Source organism: Pseudomonas sp. RW409 (assembly GCF_003184125.1).
In the GTDB taxonomy this organism is placed as follows: Bacteria; Pseudomonadota; Gammaproteobacteria; order Pseudomonadales; family Pseudomonadaceae; genus Aquipseudomonas; species Aquipseudomonas chlororaphis_I.
Window position 1 is genome coordinate 1,055,841 of record NZ_QHHP01000041.1, and the last position, 18,694, is coordinate 1,074,534.

The window sequence follows — 18,694 nt, forward strand, 5'->3', positions numbered from 1 at the left end:
ACTGACTTATCCGCGCGCCACTCGTCTGTTAATTGACGAGCCTGGTTGGATCCGAGTCTGCCCGCAGGTCCCCCGCAGCGCGCCTAAGACCTTGATTTGCAGGGGGCAGGGCGCCTCGGGGGAGCATCGACCACGTGACCCGCACCCGGCCTGAGTCGAAGACCGACGGATGGGTTGGCAGGCAGCACAGTGGGCTGGCCTAGACTCAATTGAGGGCTCGCGGATGCCCTGCAGCACATGCAAACTATTGATAGTTATTCTTATTTATGTGGTTTCAATAGCTTTGCCGGGCTTCGGGAAACCCCCGCAATGTCTGCCTGTACCCCGGCTCGCCAAGACCCGGGTGGGCACTTCCAGAGCCTGTCGGCGCTCGCATCCGTCCTTCAAGAGCGAGTGGCCGATCAAGGAAGGCCAACGCGTATGAAGGTCATCGTTTTTCAAGGGGAGGCAGAAAGATCATGCCAGACCATAAAAAAACGATACGCGTGATGCTGATCGATTGCCGTCCCCTCGTTCTTATGGGGCTTCATGATTTGATCAATGCGAGGAAGCCCCGGATGGAGGTGAGTGGCCAGGCCACCACCTACACCAATGCGCTGGACCTTGCCGATCAGCTGCGTCCCAATGTGATTTTTTTCAGTTTCTTTCCGGATGCGTTGAACCCCCTGGAGGTGGTCGCAGGGCTGACCCGCCGCCCGGATATCAAGCTGCTGGTGCTCAAGGGCCTGTACGAATCCGTCCCGGTTGCCCAGGCGATCGAGGCGGGCGCGCGTGGCATCGTGCTGGCGGAAGACCCGACGGAATCGATCGTCCGGGCCATCATCAAGGTCCACTATTACGACGTAGGGCTGGACCGAGCCTGGTCCGGCGGGCTTTCCGGCTATGCCGCGACCCGGCACATACCCTTGCGATGCAACCTGGAGCAGGCGAAACAGGCGCGGCTGACGCTGCGCGAGCGGGAGCTGATTCGCGCCATCGTCGGCGATCCGTCCGCCAAGTACATGAGCATCGCCGAGCACCTGGGCATCAGTGAACACACCGTGCATAACCACCTCAGCAACATCTATCAGAAGCTCAACCTGATCAACCGCATCGACTTGCTGATGTATGCGCTCAAGCACGGGCTCACCGATGACGAAGAGCCGCCTGACTCGACGTGGGTGGAACTGGAATGAGTTGATCAAGACAAGGCAGCCCGGTGGCTGTCCTTGTCGCTGTCCTTGTCGTCGTCGACCTGGGGGCCCAGGCCGAGGGCGATGCCGTGCTCATTGTTTCCTGCCCCGTGAATGCGCTGGCATGCCGCCGCGTTCTTTGCGCTGCCTGGGCGTTTGTCGCGGATGAGAGTAGGGGAATTCCGGGCGGTAGCGGCAAAAAAAGCGAGGGTGGTTTCCAGGCCACCCTCGCTTTTATTCGCATGCGCGAGGTTTCAGACGCTGCCCATTACGATATCGGTATTGAGCAGGTCGACCCCGACCAGGGTAATGGTCGTTATCTGCCCACCGGTCTCGGCCACCGTGACGATGCTGTCGGCGCCGGCGTTGTTGATCGACTGCACGACCGCGCCCGCATCACCAATGAGCACCACCGCATCGCGCTGGCCTGCGCCGGCATCGAAGCCGCTGACCTGGTACTGGTTCTCGGCCACCGACAGGTCGATGTTGAACGCATCACGCTCACCCGTGGTGCCCACCAGCCTGAAGTCGAAGAGGGCGTCGGCCGGGTCGTTGGCGAACAGGTTGGCGTCGAACGCGCTGGTCGCGGTGTCGCCATCCTTGTCCGTCACCGTCGCGTTGAACGCCAGCTTGACGTCGCTGGCCAGGCTCTCGGTCTCATGGGTGAACAGGATCGTCGGGATCTTGATCTCGCCCCGGGCCATCGTCAGCTGGACCGCATCGATCAGCGATGTGGCCGATTGCTCGACGGTGAAGGACACCTGCCCACCGGCCTCTGGCGTCAGGGTGTTGACCTCGATCAGGTTGGAGAAGGTGCCATCTTCGTAGAAGACCCTGTAGTACAGGTCCTCGGTGGCCGTGTTGTAGCCGCCCACGGAGTTGTCGATAAACACCTTCATGCTCGTCAGCAGGCTTTCCGGGTTGACCACGAAGCTTTCATCGGCCGCGCCGATCGCCGCCAGGTTGTCGCCCTGGAGCAGGTTGTTGGCGATGCCGATACCGGCCGTGCTGACGTTCAAGGCTGCCGAGCCGATGAACGATGGCAGCGGGTTGGTCTGCAGTTGCGCTTCGGTAGGGTCGGGCGCCCCGACCCCGATGCCGGTCTGGATGCTGTTCGCGCCGCTAGCGGGAGCCAGCGGGTTGGCGCCGAAGAACACGATGTCCTCGGTGCCGATCGTCAGCGTGCGCACGGGGTCCGGGCCACCGGCATCCAGCGCGCCATCGGCACTGCTGAGGACAATGACCGAACGGAAGCCTTCCTCCAGGTCCAGGGCATAGGTGCCGTTGGCATAGGCGCTCAGCGTGTAGTGCACGGTGGTATCCGCCGTGGCTGCGTTGTTGTCGAAGTCACCGGTCAAGGTGCCCGCGAACTGGTAGGCGCCATTGCCATCGGGTGACGGCGACTGCTCGACCAGCGTACCGGTGCCGGTGGTGGTCGTATCGTCCGGCCGGACCAGGGTGAACTGGCCGTTCACCAGCGAGATATCCAGGCCGGCTGCATTCAGCCCGTCGGCGCCAGTCCCCAGGTTCCAGTAGCCTTGTTGCGCCTGGTCGGTCCCCGTGCCGATCAGGTTGCCGAAGGCCAGGGTTGGCGTGTCGTCATCGACGGTAATCACCAGTTTGTCGGCCGCGGCGGTCACGGTGTCGCCATCCTTGTCGGTAGCCTGCAGCAGGGTGCCCAGGTTGAGGACGAGGTCGTTCTCATCGTTGCCCGTCGCGTGATCCAGTGGCTGGAGCAGGGTGAAGGTGTAGGCACCCGCTACCGTCAGGCTCAGGGTGAACACGTCAGTCGCGCCGGCCTTGGCGGTCAGAGTGTTGCCCAGGACGCTGTAGGCCAGCGCCACGCCACCGGAGCTCAGGGCTGGCAAGCCGCTGGTGTTACTCGACAAGGAGTAGCTCAGCGGTACGTCGGCCCCGGACTGGAAGATACCGGTCACACTGCCGCTGGCGACGGTGGCTTCACCGGCCACGTCGCCGATACCACCGGCGATGCCATTGGCCAGGCCGTCTTCATCGACGGTGCCGGTCACGGCGGCTCCATTGGCGGTTGGGGTGTCGTCATCGACGGTAATCACCAGTTTCTCGGCGGCGGCCGTCACTGTGTCACCGTCCTTATCGGTGGCTTGCAGCAAGGTACCCAGGTTGAGGGTGATGTCGTTCTCGTCATTGCCGGCTGGATGGTCCAGCGGCTGCAGCAAGGTGAAGCTGTAGGCACCGGCTGCACTGAGGCTGAAGGTGAATACATCGACCGCGCCGGCCTTGGCGGTCAGGGTGTCGCCTACCACGCTATACACCAGCGCCACTCCACCCGAACTCAGCGCCGGCAAGCCGCTGGTATCGCTCGACAAGGAGTAGGTCAGCGGTACGTCGGCACCCGACTGGAAGATACCGGTAACGCTACCGCTGGCCGTGATGGCTTCACCCGCTACATCGCCGACACCACCGGCAATACCATTGGCCAGGCCGTCTTCATCGACGGTTCCGGCCTCGGCGGCTCCGGTTGCGGTTGGCGTATCGTCATCGACGGTGATCGCCAGTTTCTCGGCGGCAGCCGTCACGGTGTCGCCATCGTTATCCGTGGCCTGGAGTATCGTGCCCAGATTAATGGTGATGTCGTTCTCGTCGTTGCCCGCTGGATGGTCCAGCGGTTGCAGCAGGGTAAAGCTGTAGGCACCCGCGGCGCTGAGGCTGAAGGTGAACACATCGACGGCGCCCGCCTTGGCAGTCAGGGTGTCGCCGGCGACGCTATAGACCAGCGCCACTCCACCCGAGCTCAGCGCCGGCAAGCCGCTGGTATCGCTCGACAAGGAGTAAGTCAGCGGTACATCGGCACCGGACTGGAAGATACCGGTCACGCTGCCGCTGGCCGCCGTGGCTTCGCCAGGCACGTCGCCCACACCACCGGCGATGCCATTGGCCAGGCCGTCTTCATCGACGGTACCAGCCTCGGCGGTGCCGTTCGCGGTTGGGGTGTCGTCATCGACGGTAATCACCAGTTTCTCGGCCGCGGCCGTCACGGTGTCGCCATCCTTGTCGGTGGCCTTCAGCAAGGTCCCCAGGTTGAGGGTGATGTCGTTCTCGTCGTTGCCCGCTGGATGGTCCAGCGGCTGCAGCAGGGTAAAGCTGTAGGCACCGGCGGCACTGAGGCTGAAGGTGAACACATCGACGGCGCCCGCCTTGGCAGTGAGGGTGTCGCCGGCGACGCTATACACCAGCGCCACTCCGCCCGAACTCAATGCCGGCAAGCCACTGGTATCGCTCGACAAGGAGTAGGTCAGCGGTACGTCGGCACCGGACTGGAAGATACCGGTCACGCTGCCGCTGGCCGCCGTGGCTTCGCCCGCTACGTCGCCCACACCACCGGCAATACCATTGGCCAATCCGTCTTCATCGACAGTACCGGCCTCGGCGGCTCCGGTTGCGGTTGGCGTATCGTCATCGACGGTGATCACCAGCTTCTCGGCGGCGGCCGTCACGGTGTCGCCGTCCTTGTCGGTGGCTTTCAGCAAGGTCCCCAGGTTAAGGGTGATGTCGTTTTCGTTGTCGCCCGCTGGGTGATCCAGCGGTTGGAGCAGGGTGAAGCTGTAGGCACCGGCGGCACTGAGGCTGAAGGTGAATACATCGACGGCGCCCGCCTTGGCGGTCAGGGTGTCACCCGCGACGCTGTACACCAGTGCCACTCCACCCGAACTCAGGGCTGGCAGGCCGCTGGTATCACTCGACAAGCTATAGGTCAGTGGTACATCGGCGCCGGACTGGAAGATGCCCGTCACGCTGCCGCTGGCGACTGTGGCTTCACCCGCTACATCACCGACGCCACCGGCAATACCGTTGGCCAGGCCGTCCTCATCGACAGTACCGGCCTCGGCGGCTCCGGTTGCGGTTGGCGTATCGTCATCGATGGTAATCACCAGTTTCTCGGCGGCGGCGGTTACCGTGTCACCGTCCTTGTCGGTAGCTTGCAGCAGCGTGCCGAGGTTAAGGGTGATGTCGTTTTCATCATTGCCGGCTGGATGGTCCAGCGGCTGCAGCAGGCTGAAGCTGTAGGCGCCCGCGGCGCTGAGGCTGAAGGTGAACACATCGACGGCGCCGGCCTTGGCAGTCAGGGTGTCACCCGCGACGCTATACACCAGCGCCACGCCGCCCGAGCTCAGCGCCGGCAAGCCGCTGGTATCGCTCGACAAGGAGTAAGTCAGCGGTACATCGGCACCGGACTGGAAGATCCCTGTCACGCTGCCGCTGGCCGCCGTGGCTTCGCCAGGCACGTCGCCAACACCACCGGCGATGCCATTGGCCAGGCCATCTTCGTCGACGGTTCCGGCCTCGGCGGCTCCGGTTGCGGTTGGCGTGTCGTCATCGACGGTAATCACCAGTTTCTCGGCGTCGGCCGTTACCGTGTCGCCATCGTTATCCGTGGCCTGGAGTATCGTGCCCAGATTGATGGTGATGTCGTTTTCATCATTGCCGGCTGGATGATCCAGCGGCTGCAGCAGGCTGAAGCTGTAGGCACCGGCGGCACTGAGGCTGAAGGTGAATACATCGACCGCGCCGGCCTTGGCGGTCAGGGTGTCGCCTACCACGCTATACACCAGCGCCACTCCGCCCGAACTCAATGCCGGCAAGCCACTGGTGTCACTCGACAAGCTATAGGTCAGTGGCACGTCGGCACCGGACTGGAAGATACCGGTAACGCTACCGCTGGCCGTGATGGCTTCGCCCGCTACGTCGCCGACACCGCCGGCAATGCCATTGGCCAGGCCGTCTTCATCGACGGTACCGGCCTCGGCGGCTCCGGTTGCGGTTGGCGTGTCGTCATCGACGGTAATCGCCAGCTTGTCGGCGGCAGCCGTTACCGTGTCGCCATCGTTATCCGTGGCCTGGAGTATCGTGCCCAGATTGATGGTGATGTCGTTTTCATCATTGCCGGCTGGATGATCCAGCGGCTGCAGCAGGGTAAAGCTGTAGGCACCGGCGGCACTGAGGCTGAAGGTGAATACATCGACGGCACCGGCTTTGGCGGTCAGGGTGTCGCCTACCACGCTATACACCAGCGCCACTCCGCCCGAACTCAATGCCGGCAAGCCGCTGGTGTCGCTCGACAGGGAGTAAGTCAGCGGTACATCGGCGCCGGACTGGAAGATCGCCGTGACGCTGCCGCTGGCCGTCGTGGCTTCGCCCGCTACATCACCGACACCACCGGCAATACCATTGGCCAATCCGTCTTCATCGACGGTACCAGCCTCGGCGGCTCCGGCCGCCGTTGGCGTGTCGTCATCGATGGTGATCACCAGTTTCTCGGCGGCGGCCGTCACCGTGTCGCCGTCCTTGTCGGTAGCTTGCAGCAGCGTGCCGAGGTTAAGGGTGATGTCGTTTTCATCATTGCCGGCTGGATGGTCCAGCGGCTGCAGCAGGCTGAAGCTGTAGGCACCCGCGGCGCTAAGGCTGAAGGTGAAGACATCGACGGCGCCCGCCTTGGCGGTCAGGGTGTCGCCCAGGACGCTGTAGACCAGCGCCACTCCACCGGAGCTCAGGGCCGGCAGACCGCTGGTATCACTCGACAAGCTATAGCTCAGCGGTACATCGGCCCCGGACTGGAAGATACCGGTAACGCTACCGCTGGCAGTCGTGGCTTCGCCAGCTACGTCGCCGACACCGCCGGCAATGCCATTGGCCAGGCCGTCTTCATCGACAGTACCGGCCTCGGCGGCTCCGGTTGCGGTTGGCGTGTCGTCATCGATGGTGATCACCAGTTTCTCGGCGGCGGCCGTCACCGTGTCACCGTCCTTATCCGTGGCTTGCAGCAGGCTACCCAGGTTGATCGTAATGTCGTTCTCGTCATTGCCGGCTGGATGGTCCAGCGGTTGCAGCAAGGTGAAGCTGTAGGCACCGGCTGCACTGAGGCTGAAGGTGAACACATCGACGGCACCCGCCTTGGCGGTCAGGGTGTCGCCGGCGACGCTATAGACCAGTGCCACTCCACCCGAACTCAGGGCTGGCAGGCCGCTGGTATCGCTCGACAAGCTAAAGCTCAGCGGCACATCGACGCCGGACTGGAAGATCCCGGTCACGCTGCCGCTGGCCGTGGTGGCTTCGCCAGGTACGTCGCCGACACCGCCGGCGATGCCGTTGGCCAGGCCGTCCTCATCGACGGTGCCGGCCGCAGGGGTACCGGCCGCTGCCGGCCCATCGTCCTCAAAGATCATCTTCGAGCCGATTTCGGCGGTGCTGGTAGAGGCTTGGCGCAGGGTGAAACCACCGATATCGAAATCGGCGTGGTCATCGCCCCTGGCATCGGTGGCTGCCCCGTTCTCGACCAGCACGCGGTTGTGATCCGCGGTGGTGGTGTATTCAATCTGGTAGCCGGCCTTGACGCCGGTGATGGTTGCCACGCCGCCGGAAAAGCTGATGGCAATGCTCGGATCATTCACCGAACCGTCGGAGTTCTCGATCACCAGCCCGGTGCTTTTGTTGATCACGCGAATATGGGTGATGGCCACTGACGCATCGTTCGCATAGCCATTGATGAAATTCACGCCAGGTTCGGCCGCAGTGCTGTATGCGCTGACTTTCACCATCGCCGTCTTGCCGCCTTGCAGCTGCACGACATCGAAACTGGCTGTCTTGGTATTAAAGACCGCGGTGAAGTCGATATTGGATTCCACATCCGCTTCGTTCTGATCCAGGTTGGGCACGGTCACGTTCTGCCGGGCGCCGGTGACGAACGAAATACGAATGCCTTCCTGTTCCACAATCATCTGGTTGTTGGTGCCCAGGGTGGTCGGGCCACCGCCCTGGCTGGTATTGATCGTATCGCCTGTGTTGATGTTCGCGCCGCTCGACTGGTCCGCCGGGTCCTTACCGGTGGCGATCAGCGTCGGATTGGTGATCCGCAAGACGCCACCGTCGTTGATCACCGTCGGGTTCGCCGCCGTGAACATCAGGAACAGGTTCTGCCCGGAGGGTGCATTGGCCAGGCTGAATCCCGCGTCCTGGACGGTGCTGACAAACACCTTGTTCAGCAGGTTGAGGGCATCGTCCGGGTTGCTGGCATCCGGGTGCTTGAGCGGTTGGTATTCCACGGTCCAGAGCTTGCCGCCGGATACCGGCGATCCGGTCTCTTCGATATAGGCCGCGAACACAATCGCACCGGCAGGGCCACCGGCCCGGCCCAGCAGGATGTTGTTGTCCGTATCCGTATAGAGAAGGATGCTGGTGCCATCGAGGGTATCCAGCCCGCTGTCCAGGCCATTGAGCGGCGCGCCGAGGCTGTCGGTGAACTTGATATCGCTGACGTTCGTGCCGGGCGTCAGGGTGAAGGCATTGCTGCCCGTGTCGCCCACGGTACCGGTGTAGCCACTCAAGGCGGCGTCCGTTGCGGTTCCGGCCCCAAGGGCCGTCAACCGCGTAGCGAAGGCCGAGGGCAGGGCCGCCAGCAGGATGTCATTGTCGTCAGCGTCTCCGGCGGGGCTTGGCGTCGCAGTGGCGTTCTGCAACCCGGTGGTTTCGTCCAGGGTCACGCTCGCACCGTTCACCAGGATGGACGAAGCGCTGTTCACCTGGGCAGTGCTGACGGCCAGCGTGTTGTCGCTGGAGAAAACGGGGTAGAGAGCGGTGCTGGTGTCAGCGGTCAGGTCGTTCGTGGGGGATGGGTTTTTTTTAGAAATAGTCATGACGTTCTCCCGGGCAATTCCAGTCGTCGAAGCCGCACCTGGGCCCTCTGTTGGCAGATACGACAACTATGAAGATGCGTCGCAGATTGCGCATTGGCCGATACTCCCAGGCCGGATGGGAGTTTCAGCCCATGCGGCAGGGGACACGGGAGGCGGTAAGGCAGCGATCGCGCAAGGGGGCTTTGGGTTAGCCTGCGATGGGCGGCGACAGGCCTGTCGTAGAGCTGTTCGACGGGCGGCTTGAGTGTTCGGCGCGGCTCTCATGTCGGAGCTGTAGATAGGGGAGCCCAAAAAAAGCGAAGGTGGTTTCCAGGCCACCCTCGCTTGGGTTTGACGCGCCAGGTTTCAGACGCTGCCCAGCACAATATCGGTATTGAGCAGGTCGACCCCGACCAGGGTGATGGTCGTCAACTGTCCGCCGGTCTCGGCCACCGTCACGATACTGTCGGCGCCGGCGTTGTTGATCGACTGCACAGTGGCGCCCGGGTCACCAATAAGCACCACCGCATCGCGCTGGCCTGCGCCCGCATCGAAGCCTGTGACCTGGTACTGGTTCTCGGCCACCGACAGGTCGATGTTGAACGCATCCCGCTCACCCGTGGTGCCCACCAACCTGAAGTCGAAGAGCGCATCGGCCGGGTCGTTGGCGAACAGATTGGCGTCGAACGCGCTGGTCGCGGTGTCGCCATCCTTGTCCGTCACCGTCGCGTTGAACGCGAGCTTGATATCGCTGGCCAGGCTCTCGGTCTCCTGAATGAACTCGATCACCGGGATCTTGATCGTACCCTTGCCCATGGTGAGCTGGACCGCATCGATCTTGTGGATGTCGTCCCACTCCAGGGTAAAGGATGTCTGGCCTCCCGCTTCCGCATGCAGGTCGGCGGCCTGCACCTTGATGGGCGCGCCCGAGGTCGTGCCGTTGTCGAAGTAGATCGTGTAGTACAGCTCTTCCGTGGCCGGGTTGTAGCCCTGCACCGAGTTGTCGATATAGACCTTCATGGCCGTCAACAGCGTCTCGGGGTTGACCACAAAGCTCTCGTCACCGGCATTGATGCCGGCGGTGGTGTTGCCCTCCAGGTTGTTGTTGGCGATGCCGATACCGGACGTGCTGACGTTCAACGCCGCCGTGCCGATGAACGACGGCAGGGGGTTGGTCTGCAGTTGCGCTTCGGTCGGGTCGGGCGCCCCGAGCCCGATGCCGGTCAGGATGCTGTTATCGCCGGTTTGCGGTGCCAGCGGATTGGCACCAAAGAACACCACCTCTTCGGTGCCTATCGTCAGCGTGCGCACAGGGTCCGGCCCACCGGCATCCAGCGAGCCATCGGCACTGCTGAGGACGATGACCGAACGGAAGCCTTCCTCCAGGTCCAGGGCATAGGTGCCGTTGGCGTAGGCACTCAGGGTGTAGTGCACGGTGGTATCGGCGGTGGCCGCGTTGTTGTCGAAATCACCGGTCAAGGTGCCCGCGAACTGGTAGGCGCCATTGCCATCGGGTGATGGCGACTGCTCGACCAGCGTGCCGGTCCCGGTGGTGGTGGTGTCATCCGGCCGGACCAGGGTGAACTGGTTGTTCACCAGCGAAATGTCCAGGCCGGCTGCATTCAGCCCGTCGGCGCCGGCCCCCAGGTTCCAGTAGCCTTGTTGCGCCAGCTGGGTGCCGGTGCCGATCAGGTTGCCGAAGGCCAGGGTCGGGGTGTCGTCATCGACGGTGATCACCAGCTTGTCGGCCGCGGCGGTCACCGTGTCGCCGTCCTTGTCGGTGGCTTGCAGCAGCGTGCCGAGGTTGATCGTGATGTCGTTCTCGTCGTTACCGGCTGCGTGATCCAGCGGCTTGAGCAGGGTGAAGGTGTAGGCACCCGCTACCGTGAGGCTCAGGGTGAACACGTCGGTTGCGCCCGCCTTGGCGGTCAGGGTGTTGCCCAGGACGCTGTAGGCCAGTGCCACCCCGCCGGAACTCAGGGCTGGCAGGCCGCTGGTGTTACTCGACAAGCTAAAGCTCAGCGGCACGTCGGCCCCGGACTGGAAGATCCCGGCCACGCTGCCGCTGGCGACAGTCGCCTCACCGGCCACATCGCCGACACCGCCGGCAATGCCATTGGCCAGGCCGTCCTCATCGACGGTGCCAGTCACCGCAGTGCCATTGGCGGTTGGCGTGTCGTCATCGACGGTGATCACCAGCTTCTCGGCGGCGGCCGTTACCGTGTCGCCATCCTTGTCCGTGACTTGCAGCAAGGTGCCGAGGTTGAGGGTGATGTCGTTTTCATCGTTGCCGGCTGGATGATCCAGAGGCTGGAGCAGGGTGAAGGTGTAGGCCCCGGCGGCACTGAGGCTGAAGGTGAATACATCGACGGCACCCGCCTTGGCGGTGAGGGTATCCCCCAGCACGCTATAGACCAGCGCCACGCCACCGGAACTCAAGGCCGGCAGGCCGCTGGTATCGCTCGACAAGGAAAAACTCAGCAGTCCATCGGCACCGGACTGGAAGATCCCGGTGACGCTGCCGCTGGCCGTGGTGGCTTCGCCAGCCACGTCGCCGATACCACCGGCGATGCCATTGGCCAGGCCGTCTTCATCGACGGTGCCGGCCTCGGCGGCTCCGGTTGCCGTTGGCGTATCGTCATCGACGGTGATCACCAGCTTCTCGGGCGCGGCCGTTACCGTGTCGCCGTCCTTGTCCGTGGCTTGCAGCAGGCTACCCAGGTTGATCGTGATGTCGTTCTCGTCATTGCCGGCTGGATGGTCCAGCGGCTGCAGCAGGGTGAAGCTATAGGCACCCGCGGCGCTGAGGCTGAAGGTGAACACATCGACTGCACCGGCCTTGGCGGTGAGGGTGTCGCCCAGGACGCTGTAGACCAGCGCCACTCCACCCGAACTCAATGCCGGCAAGCCACTGGTGTCACTGGACAAGGCATAGGTCAATGGCACGTCGGCACCGGACTGGAAGATGCCGGTGACGCTGCCGCTGGCCACGGTGGCTTCACCCGCTACATCACCGACACCGCCGGCAATACCATTGGCCAATCCGTCTTCATCGACGGTGCCGGTCACGGCGGTGCCGGTCGCGGTTGGCGTATCGTCATCGACGGTGATCACCAGTTTCTCGGCGGCGGCGGTGACCGTGTCCCCGTCCTTATCCGTGGCTTGCAGCAGGCTGCCCAGGTTGATGGTGATGTCGTTCTCGTCATTACCGGCCGCGTGATCCAGCGGCTTGAGCAGGGTGAAGCTATAGGCCCCCGCGGCGCTGAGGCTGAAGGTGAACACATCGACTGCACCGGCCTTGGCGGTCAGGGTGTCGCCTACCACGCTGTACACCAGTGCCACCCCGCCGGAACTCAGGGCTGGCAGGCCGCTGGTGTCGCTCGACAAGCTAAAGCTCAGCGGTACATCGACGCCGGACTGGAAGATCCCGGTGACGCTGCCGCTGGCCACGGTGGCCTCGCCGGCCACATCGCCGACACCGCCGGCAACGCCATTGGCCAGGCCGTCTTCATCGACGGTGCCAGCCACGGCGGTTCCGGCTGCGGCCGGCCCATCGTCCTCGAAGATCATCTGCGAGCCGATTTCGGCGGTCGTGGTGGCGGCCTGGCGCAGGACGAAGCCACCGATGTCGAAGTCGGCGTGGTCATTGCCCTTGGCGTCCAGGGCGGCGCCGTTCTCGATCAGTACGCGGTTGTGGTCCGCGGTGGTGGTGTATTCGATCTTGTAGCCGGCCTTGACGCCAGTGACGGTGGCCACCCCGCTGGCAAAGCTGATGGCAATGCTCGGATCATTCACCGAGCCGTTCGAGTTCTCGATCACTTGCCCGGTGCTGTTGTCGATGACCAGAACACTGGTGATGGCCACCGACGTATCGTTCGCATAGCCGTTGACGAAGTCCGTGCCGCTTTCAACCGCGGTGCTGAAGGCACTGATTTTTACCACCGCACTCTTGCCGCTTTGCAACTGCACCACATCGAAATTGGCGGTCTTCGCATTAAAGACCGCGGTGTAGTCGATGTTGGCTTCGACATCCGCTTCGTTCTGATCCAGATTGGGAATGGTCACGTCCTGCCGGGCGCCGGTGACGAAGGTAAAACGAATGCCTTCCTGTTCCACGATCATCTGGTTGTTGGTGCCGAAGGTGGTCGGGCCGCCTGCCTGGCTGGTGTTGATGGTGTCACCGGTGTTGATGTTGACGCCCGTCGACTCGTCGGCGGGGTCCTTGCCGGTGGCGATGATCGTCGGATCGCTGATCCGCAGGACACCCCCGTCATCGACCACCGTCGGGTTGGCTGTGGTGAACATCAGGAACAGGTTCTGCCCGGAAGGCGCATTGGCCAGGCTGAACTTCAGGTCCTGGCTGGCACCGACGAACACCTTGTTCAGCAGGTTGAGGGCATCGTCCGGGTTGCTCGCGTCCGGGTGCTTGAGCGGTTGGTATTCCACGGTCCAGAGCTTGCCGCCCGAGACCGGCGACCCGGTTTCCTCGATGTAGCCGGCGAACACGATGGCGCCGTCAGGGCCACCGGCCCGGCCCAGGACGATGTTGTTATTGTCCGTATCGGTATAGAGCAGGATGCTGGTGCCATCGAGGGTATCCAGGCCGCTGTCCAGGCCATTGAGCGGCGCGCCCAGGCTGTCGGTGAACTTGATATCGGTAATGTCCGCGCCGGGCGTCGGGTTGAGGGTGAAGGCATTGCTGCCGGTGTCACCCACGGCACCGGTGTAGCCACTCAAGGCGGCATCCGTTGCGGTACCCGCGCCAAGGGCGGTCAAGCGGGTGGCGAAGGCCGAGGGCAGGGCGGCCAGCAGAATGTCATTGTCGTCGGCGTCCCCCGCAGGGGCTGGCGTGGCCGTGGCGTTCTGCAACCCGCTGGTTTCGTCCAGGGCAACATTGACGCCGGTCGCTACCACGAGCGGGTCGCTCGTGAGGGATAGGTTTTCTTGCAGGGTGGTCATGACATTCTCCTAGGCAGTTCCAGTCGTTGGGGCCGCACTGGGCCCTCTGCTGGCAGATGCCACAACTATGGGGATGCACCGCAGAATGCGCATTGGCCGATACTCCCAGGCGGGCTGGGAGTTTCAGCCTACCTGGGCGGGGAAGCGGGATGAGGCGCAGGCGCCGTGCCCTTCAAGCCTTGCGCTGCTTGAGCGTTCGGCGCGGCAAAAAAAACGAGGGCGGTTTCCAGGCCACCCTCGTTTTGGTTTGACGCGCCAGGTTTCAGACGCTGCTCAGGACAATGTCGGTATTGAGCAGGTCGACCCCGAGCAGGGTGATGGTCGTCAGCTGTCCGCCGGTCTCGGCAATCGTCACGATGCTGTCGTTGCCGGCATTGTTGATCGACTGCACAGTGGCGCCCGGGTCACCAACCAGTACCACCGCATCGCGCTGGCCTGCTCCGGCATCGAAGCCTGTGACCTGGTACTGGTTCTCGGCCACCGACAGATCGATGTTGAAGGCATCCCGTTCACCCGTGGTGCCCACCAGCCTGAAGTCGAACAAGGCGTCGCTCGGGTCGTTGGCGAACAGGTTGGCGTCGAATGCGCTGGTTGCCGTATCGCCATCCTTGTCCGTGATCGTGGCGTTGAACGCCAGCTGGATATCGCTGGCCAGGCTCTGGGTTTCCTTGATGAACTGGATCACCGGGACCTTGATCGTGCCCTTGCCCATGGTGAGCTGGACCGCGTCGATCAGGTGGCTGCCATCCCACTGGACGGTGAAGGATTTCTGGTTTCCGGCCTCCGCGTGCAGGTCGGCGGCCTGCACCTTGATGGGCGCGCCCGAAGTCGTGCCGTTGTCGTAGTAGATCGTGTAGTACAGCTCTTCCGTGGCCGGGTCGTAGCCCTGTACCGAGTTGTCGATAAAGATCTTCATGGCCGTCAACAAGGTCTCGGGGTTGACCACGAAACTTTCGTCACCGGCATTGATGCCCGCCGTGGTGTTGCCCTCCAGGTTGTTGTTGGCGATACCGATGCCCGAGGTGCTGACGTTCATGGCCGCCGAACCGATGAACGATGGCAGCGGGTTGGTCTGCAACTGGGCTTCGGTCGGGTCGGGCGCCCCGAGCCCGATACCGGTCAGGATGCTGTTGTCGCCGGTCTGCGGTGCCAGCGGATTGGCGCCGAAGAACACTACCTCTTCGGTGCCTATCGTCAGCGTGCGTACCGGGTCCGGCCCACCGGCATCCAGCGAGCCATCGGCACTGCTGAGGACGACGATCGAACGGAAACCTTCCAGCAGGTCCAGGGCATAGGTGCCATCGGCCTTGGCGGTCAGGGTGTAATGGACAGTGGTATTCGCCGTGGCCGCATTGTTGTCGAAGTCGCCGGTCAAGGTCCCGGCGAACTGGTAGGCGCCATTGCCATCGGGTGACGGCGACTGCTCGACCAGTGTGCCGGTGCCGATGGTGGTGGTGTTATCCGGCCGGACCAGGGTGAACTGGTTGTTCACCAGCGAAATGTCCAGGCCGGCCGCGCCCAGCCCGTCGGCTCCGGCCGCCTTGTTCCAGTAGCCTTGTTGCGCCAGGTCGGTCCCGGTGCCGATCAGGTTGCCGAAGGCCAGGGTCGGCGTATCGTCATCGACGGTGATCACCAGCTTGTCGGCTGCGGCGGTCACCGTGTCGCCGTCCTTGTCCGTGGCTTGCAGCAAGGTGCCCAGGTTGAGGGTGATGTCGTTCTCGTCGTTGCCGGCTGCGTGATCCAGAGGCTTGAGCAGGGTGAAGGTGTAGGCACCCGCTACCGTCAGGCTCAGGGTGAACACGTCAGTCGCACCGGCCTTGGCGGTCAGGGTGTTGCCCAGGACGCTGTAGGCCAGCGCCACTCCGCCGGAACTCAGGGCCGGCAAGCCACTGGTGTTACTCGACAGGGAATAGCTCAGCGGCACGTCGGCACCGGACTGGAAGATCCCGGTAACGCTGCCGCTGGCGACAGTTGCCTCGCCAGCTACGTCACCGACACCCCCGGCGATGCCATTGGCCAGGCCGTCCTCGTCGACGGTGCCAGTCACGGCAGTTCCGTTGGCGGTTGGTGTGTCGTCATCGACGGTAATCACCAGTTTCTCGGCCGCGGCGGTCACCGTGTCGCCGTCCTTGTCGGTGGCTTGCAGCAGGGTGCCGAGGTTGAGGGTGATGTCGTTTTCGTTATTGCCGGCGGGGTGATCCAGGGGCTTGAGCAGGGCGAAGTTGTAGGCCCCCGCTGCGCTGAGGCTGAAGGTGAAGACATCGACGGCGCCCGCTTTGGCGGTCAGGGTGTCACCCAGCACGCTGTACACCAGTGCCACCCCGCCCGAGCTCAGGGCTGGCAGACCGCTGGTATTACTCGACAGGGAATAGCTCAGCGGCACGTCGGCCCCGGACTGGAAGATCCCGGTGACGCTGCCGCTGGCCGTGGTGGCTTCGCCAGCCACGTCGCCGACACCCCCAGCGATGCCATTGGCCAGGCCGTCTTCATCGACGGTGCCGGCTTCGGCGGTCCCGGTTGCGGTTGGCGTATCGTCATCGACGATGATCACCAGCTTCTCGGCCGCGGCGGTCACCGTGTCGCCGTCGCTGTCGGTGGCTCGCAGCAACGAGCCCAGGTTGATCGTGATGTCGTTCTCGTTATTGCCGGCCGGGTGATCCAGGGGCTTGAGCAGGGTGAAGCTGTAGGCACCGGCGGCGCTGAGGCTGAAGGTGAATACATCGACCGCGCCCGCCTTGGCGGTGAGAGTGTCGCCCAGGACGCTGTAGGTCAGCGCCACGCCACCGGAGCTCAACGCCGGCAAGCCGCTGGTGTCACTCAACAGGGTATAGCTCAGCGGCACGTCGGCCCCGGACTGGAAGATGCCACTCACGCTGCCGCTGGCGTTGGTGGCCTGACCCGCCACGTCGCCGACACCACCGGCAATACCATTGGCCAGGCCGTCTTCGTCGACGGTGCCGGTCACGGCAGTTCCGGCCGCGGTTGGCGTATCGTCATCGACGGTGATCACCAGCTTCTCGGCGGCGGCCGTCACCGTATCGCCATCCTTATCCGAGGCCCGCAGCAACGAGCCCAGATTAATCGTGATGTCGTTCTCGTCGTTGCCCGCCGCATGATCCAGCGGCTTGAGCAGGGTAAAGCTATAGGCGCCTGCCGTGCTGAGGCTGAAGGTGAACACATCGACGGCGCCCGCCTTGGCGGTGAGGGTATCGCCGGCCACGCTGTACACCAGCGCCACTCCGCCCGAACTCAATGCCGGCAGGCCGCTGGTATCGCTCGACAAGCTAAAGCTCAGCGGCACATCGACGCCGGACTGGAAGATCCCGGTCACGCTGCCACTGGCCGTGATGGCTTCGCCAGGCACGTCGCCGACACCGCCGGCCACACCGCTGGCCAGGCCGTCTTCATCGACGGTACCGGCCACGGCGGTTCCGGCTGCGGCCGGTCCATCGTCCTCGAAGATCATCTTCGAGCCGATTTCGGCAGTCGTGGTGGAGGCCTGGCGCAGGGTGAAGCCACCTATGTCGAAGTCAGCGTGGGTATTGCCCTTGGCATCGAGGGCCGCGCCGTTTTCGATCAGTACCCGGTTGTGGTCCGCGGCCGTGGTGTATTCGATCTGGTAGCCGGCCTTGACGCCGGTGATGGTAGCCACGCCACCCGTAAAGCTGATGAGGATGCTCGCATCGTTCACCGAACCGTCCGAGTTTTCGATCACCAGCCCGGTGGCGTTGTTGATCACGCGAACATTGGTGATCGCCACCACCGTATCGCCGGCATAGCCGTCGATGAAAGCCTCCCCGGATTCAGCCGCGGTGTTGAAGGCACTGATCTTGACCACGGCACTCTTGCCGCCTTGCAGCTGCACGATATCGAAATTGGCCGCCTTGGCATTGAACATCGCGGTGAAGTCGATGTTGTCTTCCTCATCGGCTTCGTTCTGGTCCAGGTTGGGAATGGTCATGTCCTGCCGGGCGCCGGTGACGAAGGTAAAACGAATGCCTTCCTGTTCCGTGATCATCTGGCTGTTGGTGCCGAAGGTGGTCGGGCCACCCGCCTGGCTGGTGTTGATGGTGTCGCCGGTGCTGATGTTGACGCCCGTCGATTGGTTGGCGGGGTCCTTGCCGGTGGCGATGATCGTCGGATCGCTGATCCGCAGGACACCGTTATCGTCGACCACTGTCGGGGTGGCCTTGCTGAACATCAGGAACAGGTTCTGCCCGGAAGGCGCGTTGGCCAGGTTGAATGTCAGGTCCTGGCTGGCGCCGATAAACACCTTGTTCAGCAGGTTGAGGGCATCGTCCGGATTACTGGCGTCCGGATGCTTGAGCGGCTGGTATTCCACGGTCCAGATCTTGCCGCCTGACACCGGCGACCCGGTTTCTTCGATATAGGCCGCGAACACGATTGCGCCGCCAGGACCACCGGCCCGGCCCAGCAGGATGTTGTTGTCCGTATCGGTATAGAGAAGGATGTCGATGCCATCCAGGGTATCCAGACCGCTGTCCAGGCCATTGAGCGGCGCGCCCAGGCTGTCGGTGAAGCTGATATCGATATTGGTCGCGCCGGGCGCCAGGTTGACGGTGAAGGCATTGCTGCCGGTGTTGTCCGCGGCACCGGTGTAGCCACTCAAGGCCGCGCCTGTCGCGCTACCGGCGCCGAGGGCACTCAAGCGGGCAGCGAAGGCCGAGGGCAGGGCGGCCAGCAGGATGTCATTGTCGTTGGCGTCTTCCGCGGGGCTGGTCGTGGCGGTGGCGTTCTGCAACCCGGCGGTTTCGTCGAGGGTCACGCTTGCACCGGTCGCCACGACCATCTGCGCGCTGTCCGTCAGGGCAGTGCTGGTCAGTGTGTCGTTGCTGGGGAAGACGGGGTACAGATCGGTAGGGGTATCAGCGGTCAGGTCGGTGGTGGGGGATT

The 18,694-nt window shown here is 63.5% G+C and carries 4 protein-coding genes; 1 reads left to right on the plus strand and 3 read right to left on the minus strand.

Annotated elements, in window-relative coordinates:
• Window positions 1-458: 458 nt before the first annotated feature.
• A complete protein-coding gene (locus DK261_RS25320) occupies window positions 459-1,175 on the plus strand; it encodes a response regulator transcription factor (RefSeq protein WP_041989598.1) in 717 nt (238 codons plus the stop codon).
• A gap of 251 nt (window positions 1,176-1,426) precedes the next feature.
• Here the strand turns inward: DK261_RS25320 and DK261_RS25325 are convergent, their stop codons facing one another.
• The 3 genes from DK261_RS25325 to DK261_RS25335 form a co-directional block, all read right to left on the minus strand.
• Window positions 1,427-8,842, minus strand: a complete 7,416-nt coding sequence (locus DK261_RS25325; protein WP_110176743.1) for a DUF5801 repeats-in-toxin domain-containing protein — start codon at window positions 8,840-8,842, stop codon at window positions 1,427-1,429.
• 345 nt (window positions 8,843-9,187) lie between these two features.
• Complete coding sequence (locus DK261_RS25330; protein ID WP_110176745.1) at window positions 9,188-13,780, minus strand: DUF5801 repeats-in-toxin domain-containing protein; 4,593 nt, start codon at window positions 13,778-13,780, stop codon at window positions 9,188-9,190.
• Window positions 13,781-14,042: 262 nt separating this feature from the next.
• Window positions 14,043-18,694: DUF5801 repeats-in-toxin domain-containing protein (locus tag DK261_RS25335; RefSeq protein ID WP_256597605.1), on the minus strand; the 4,652-nt coding region annotated here is incomplete at its 5' end.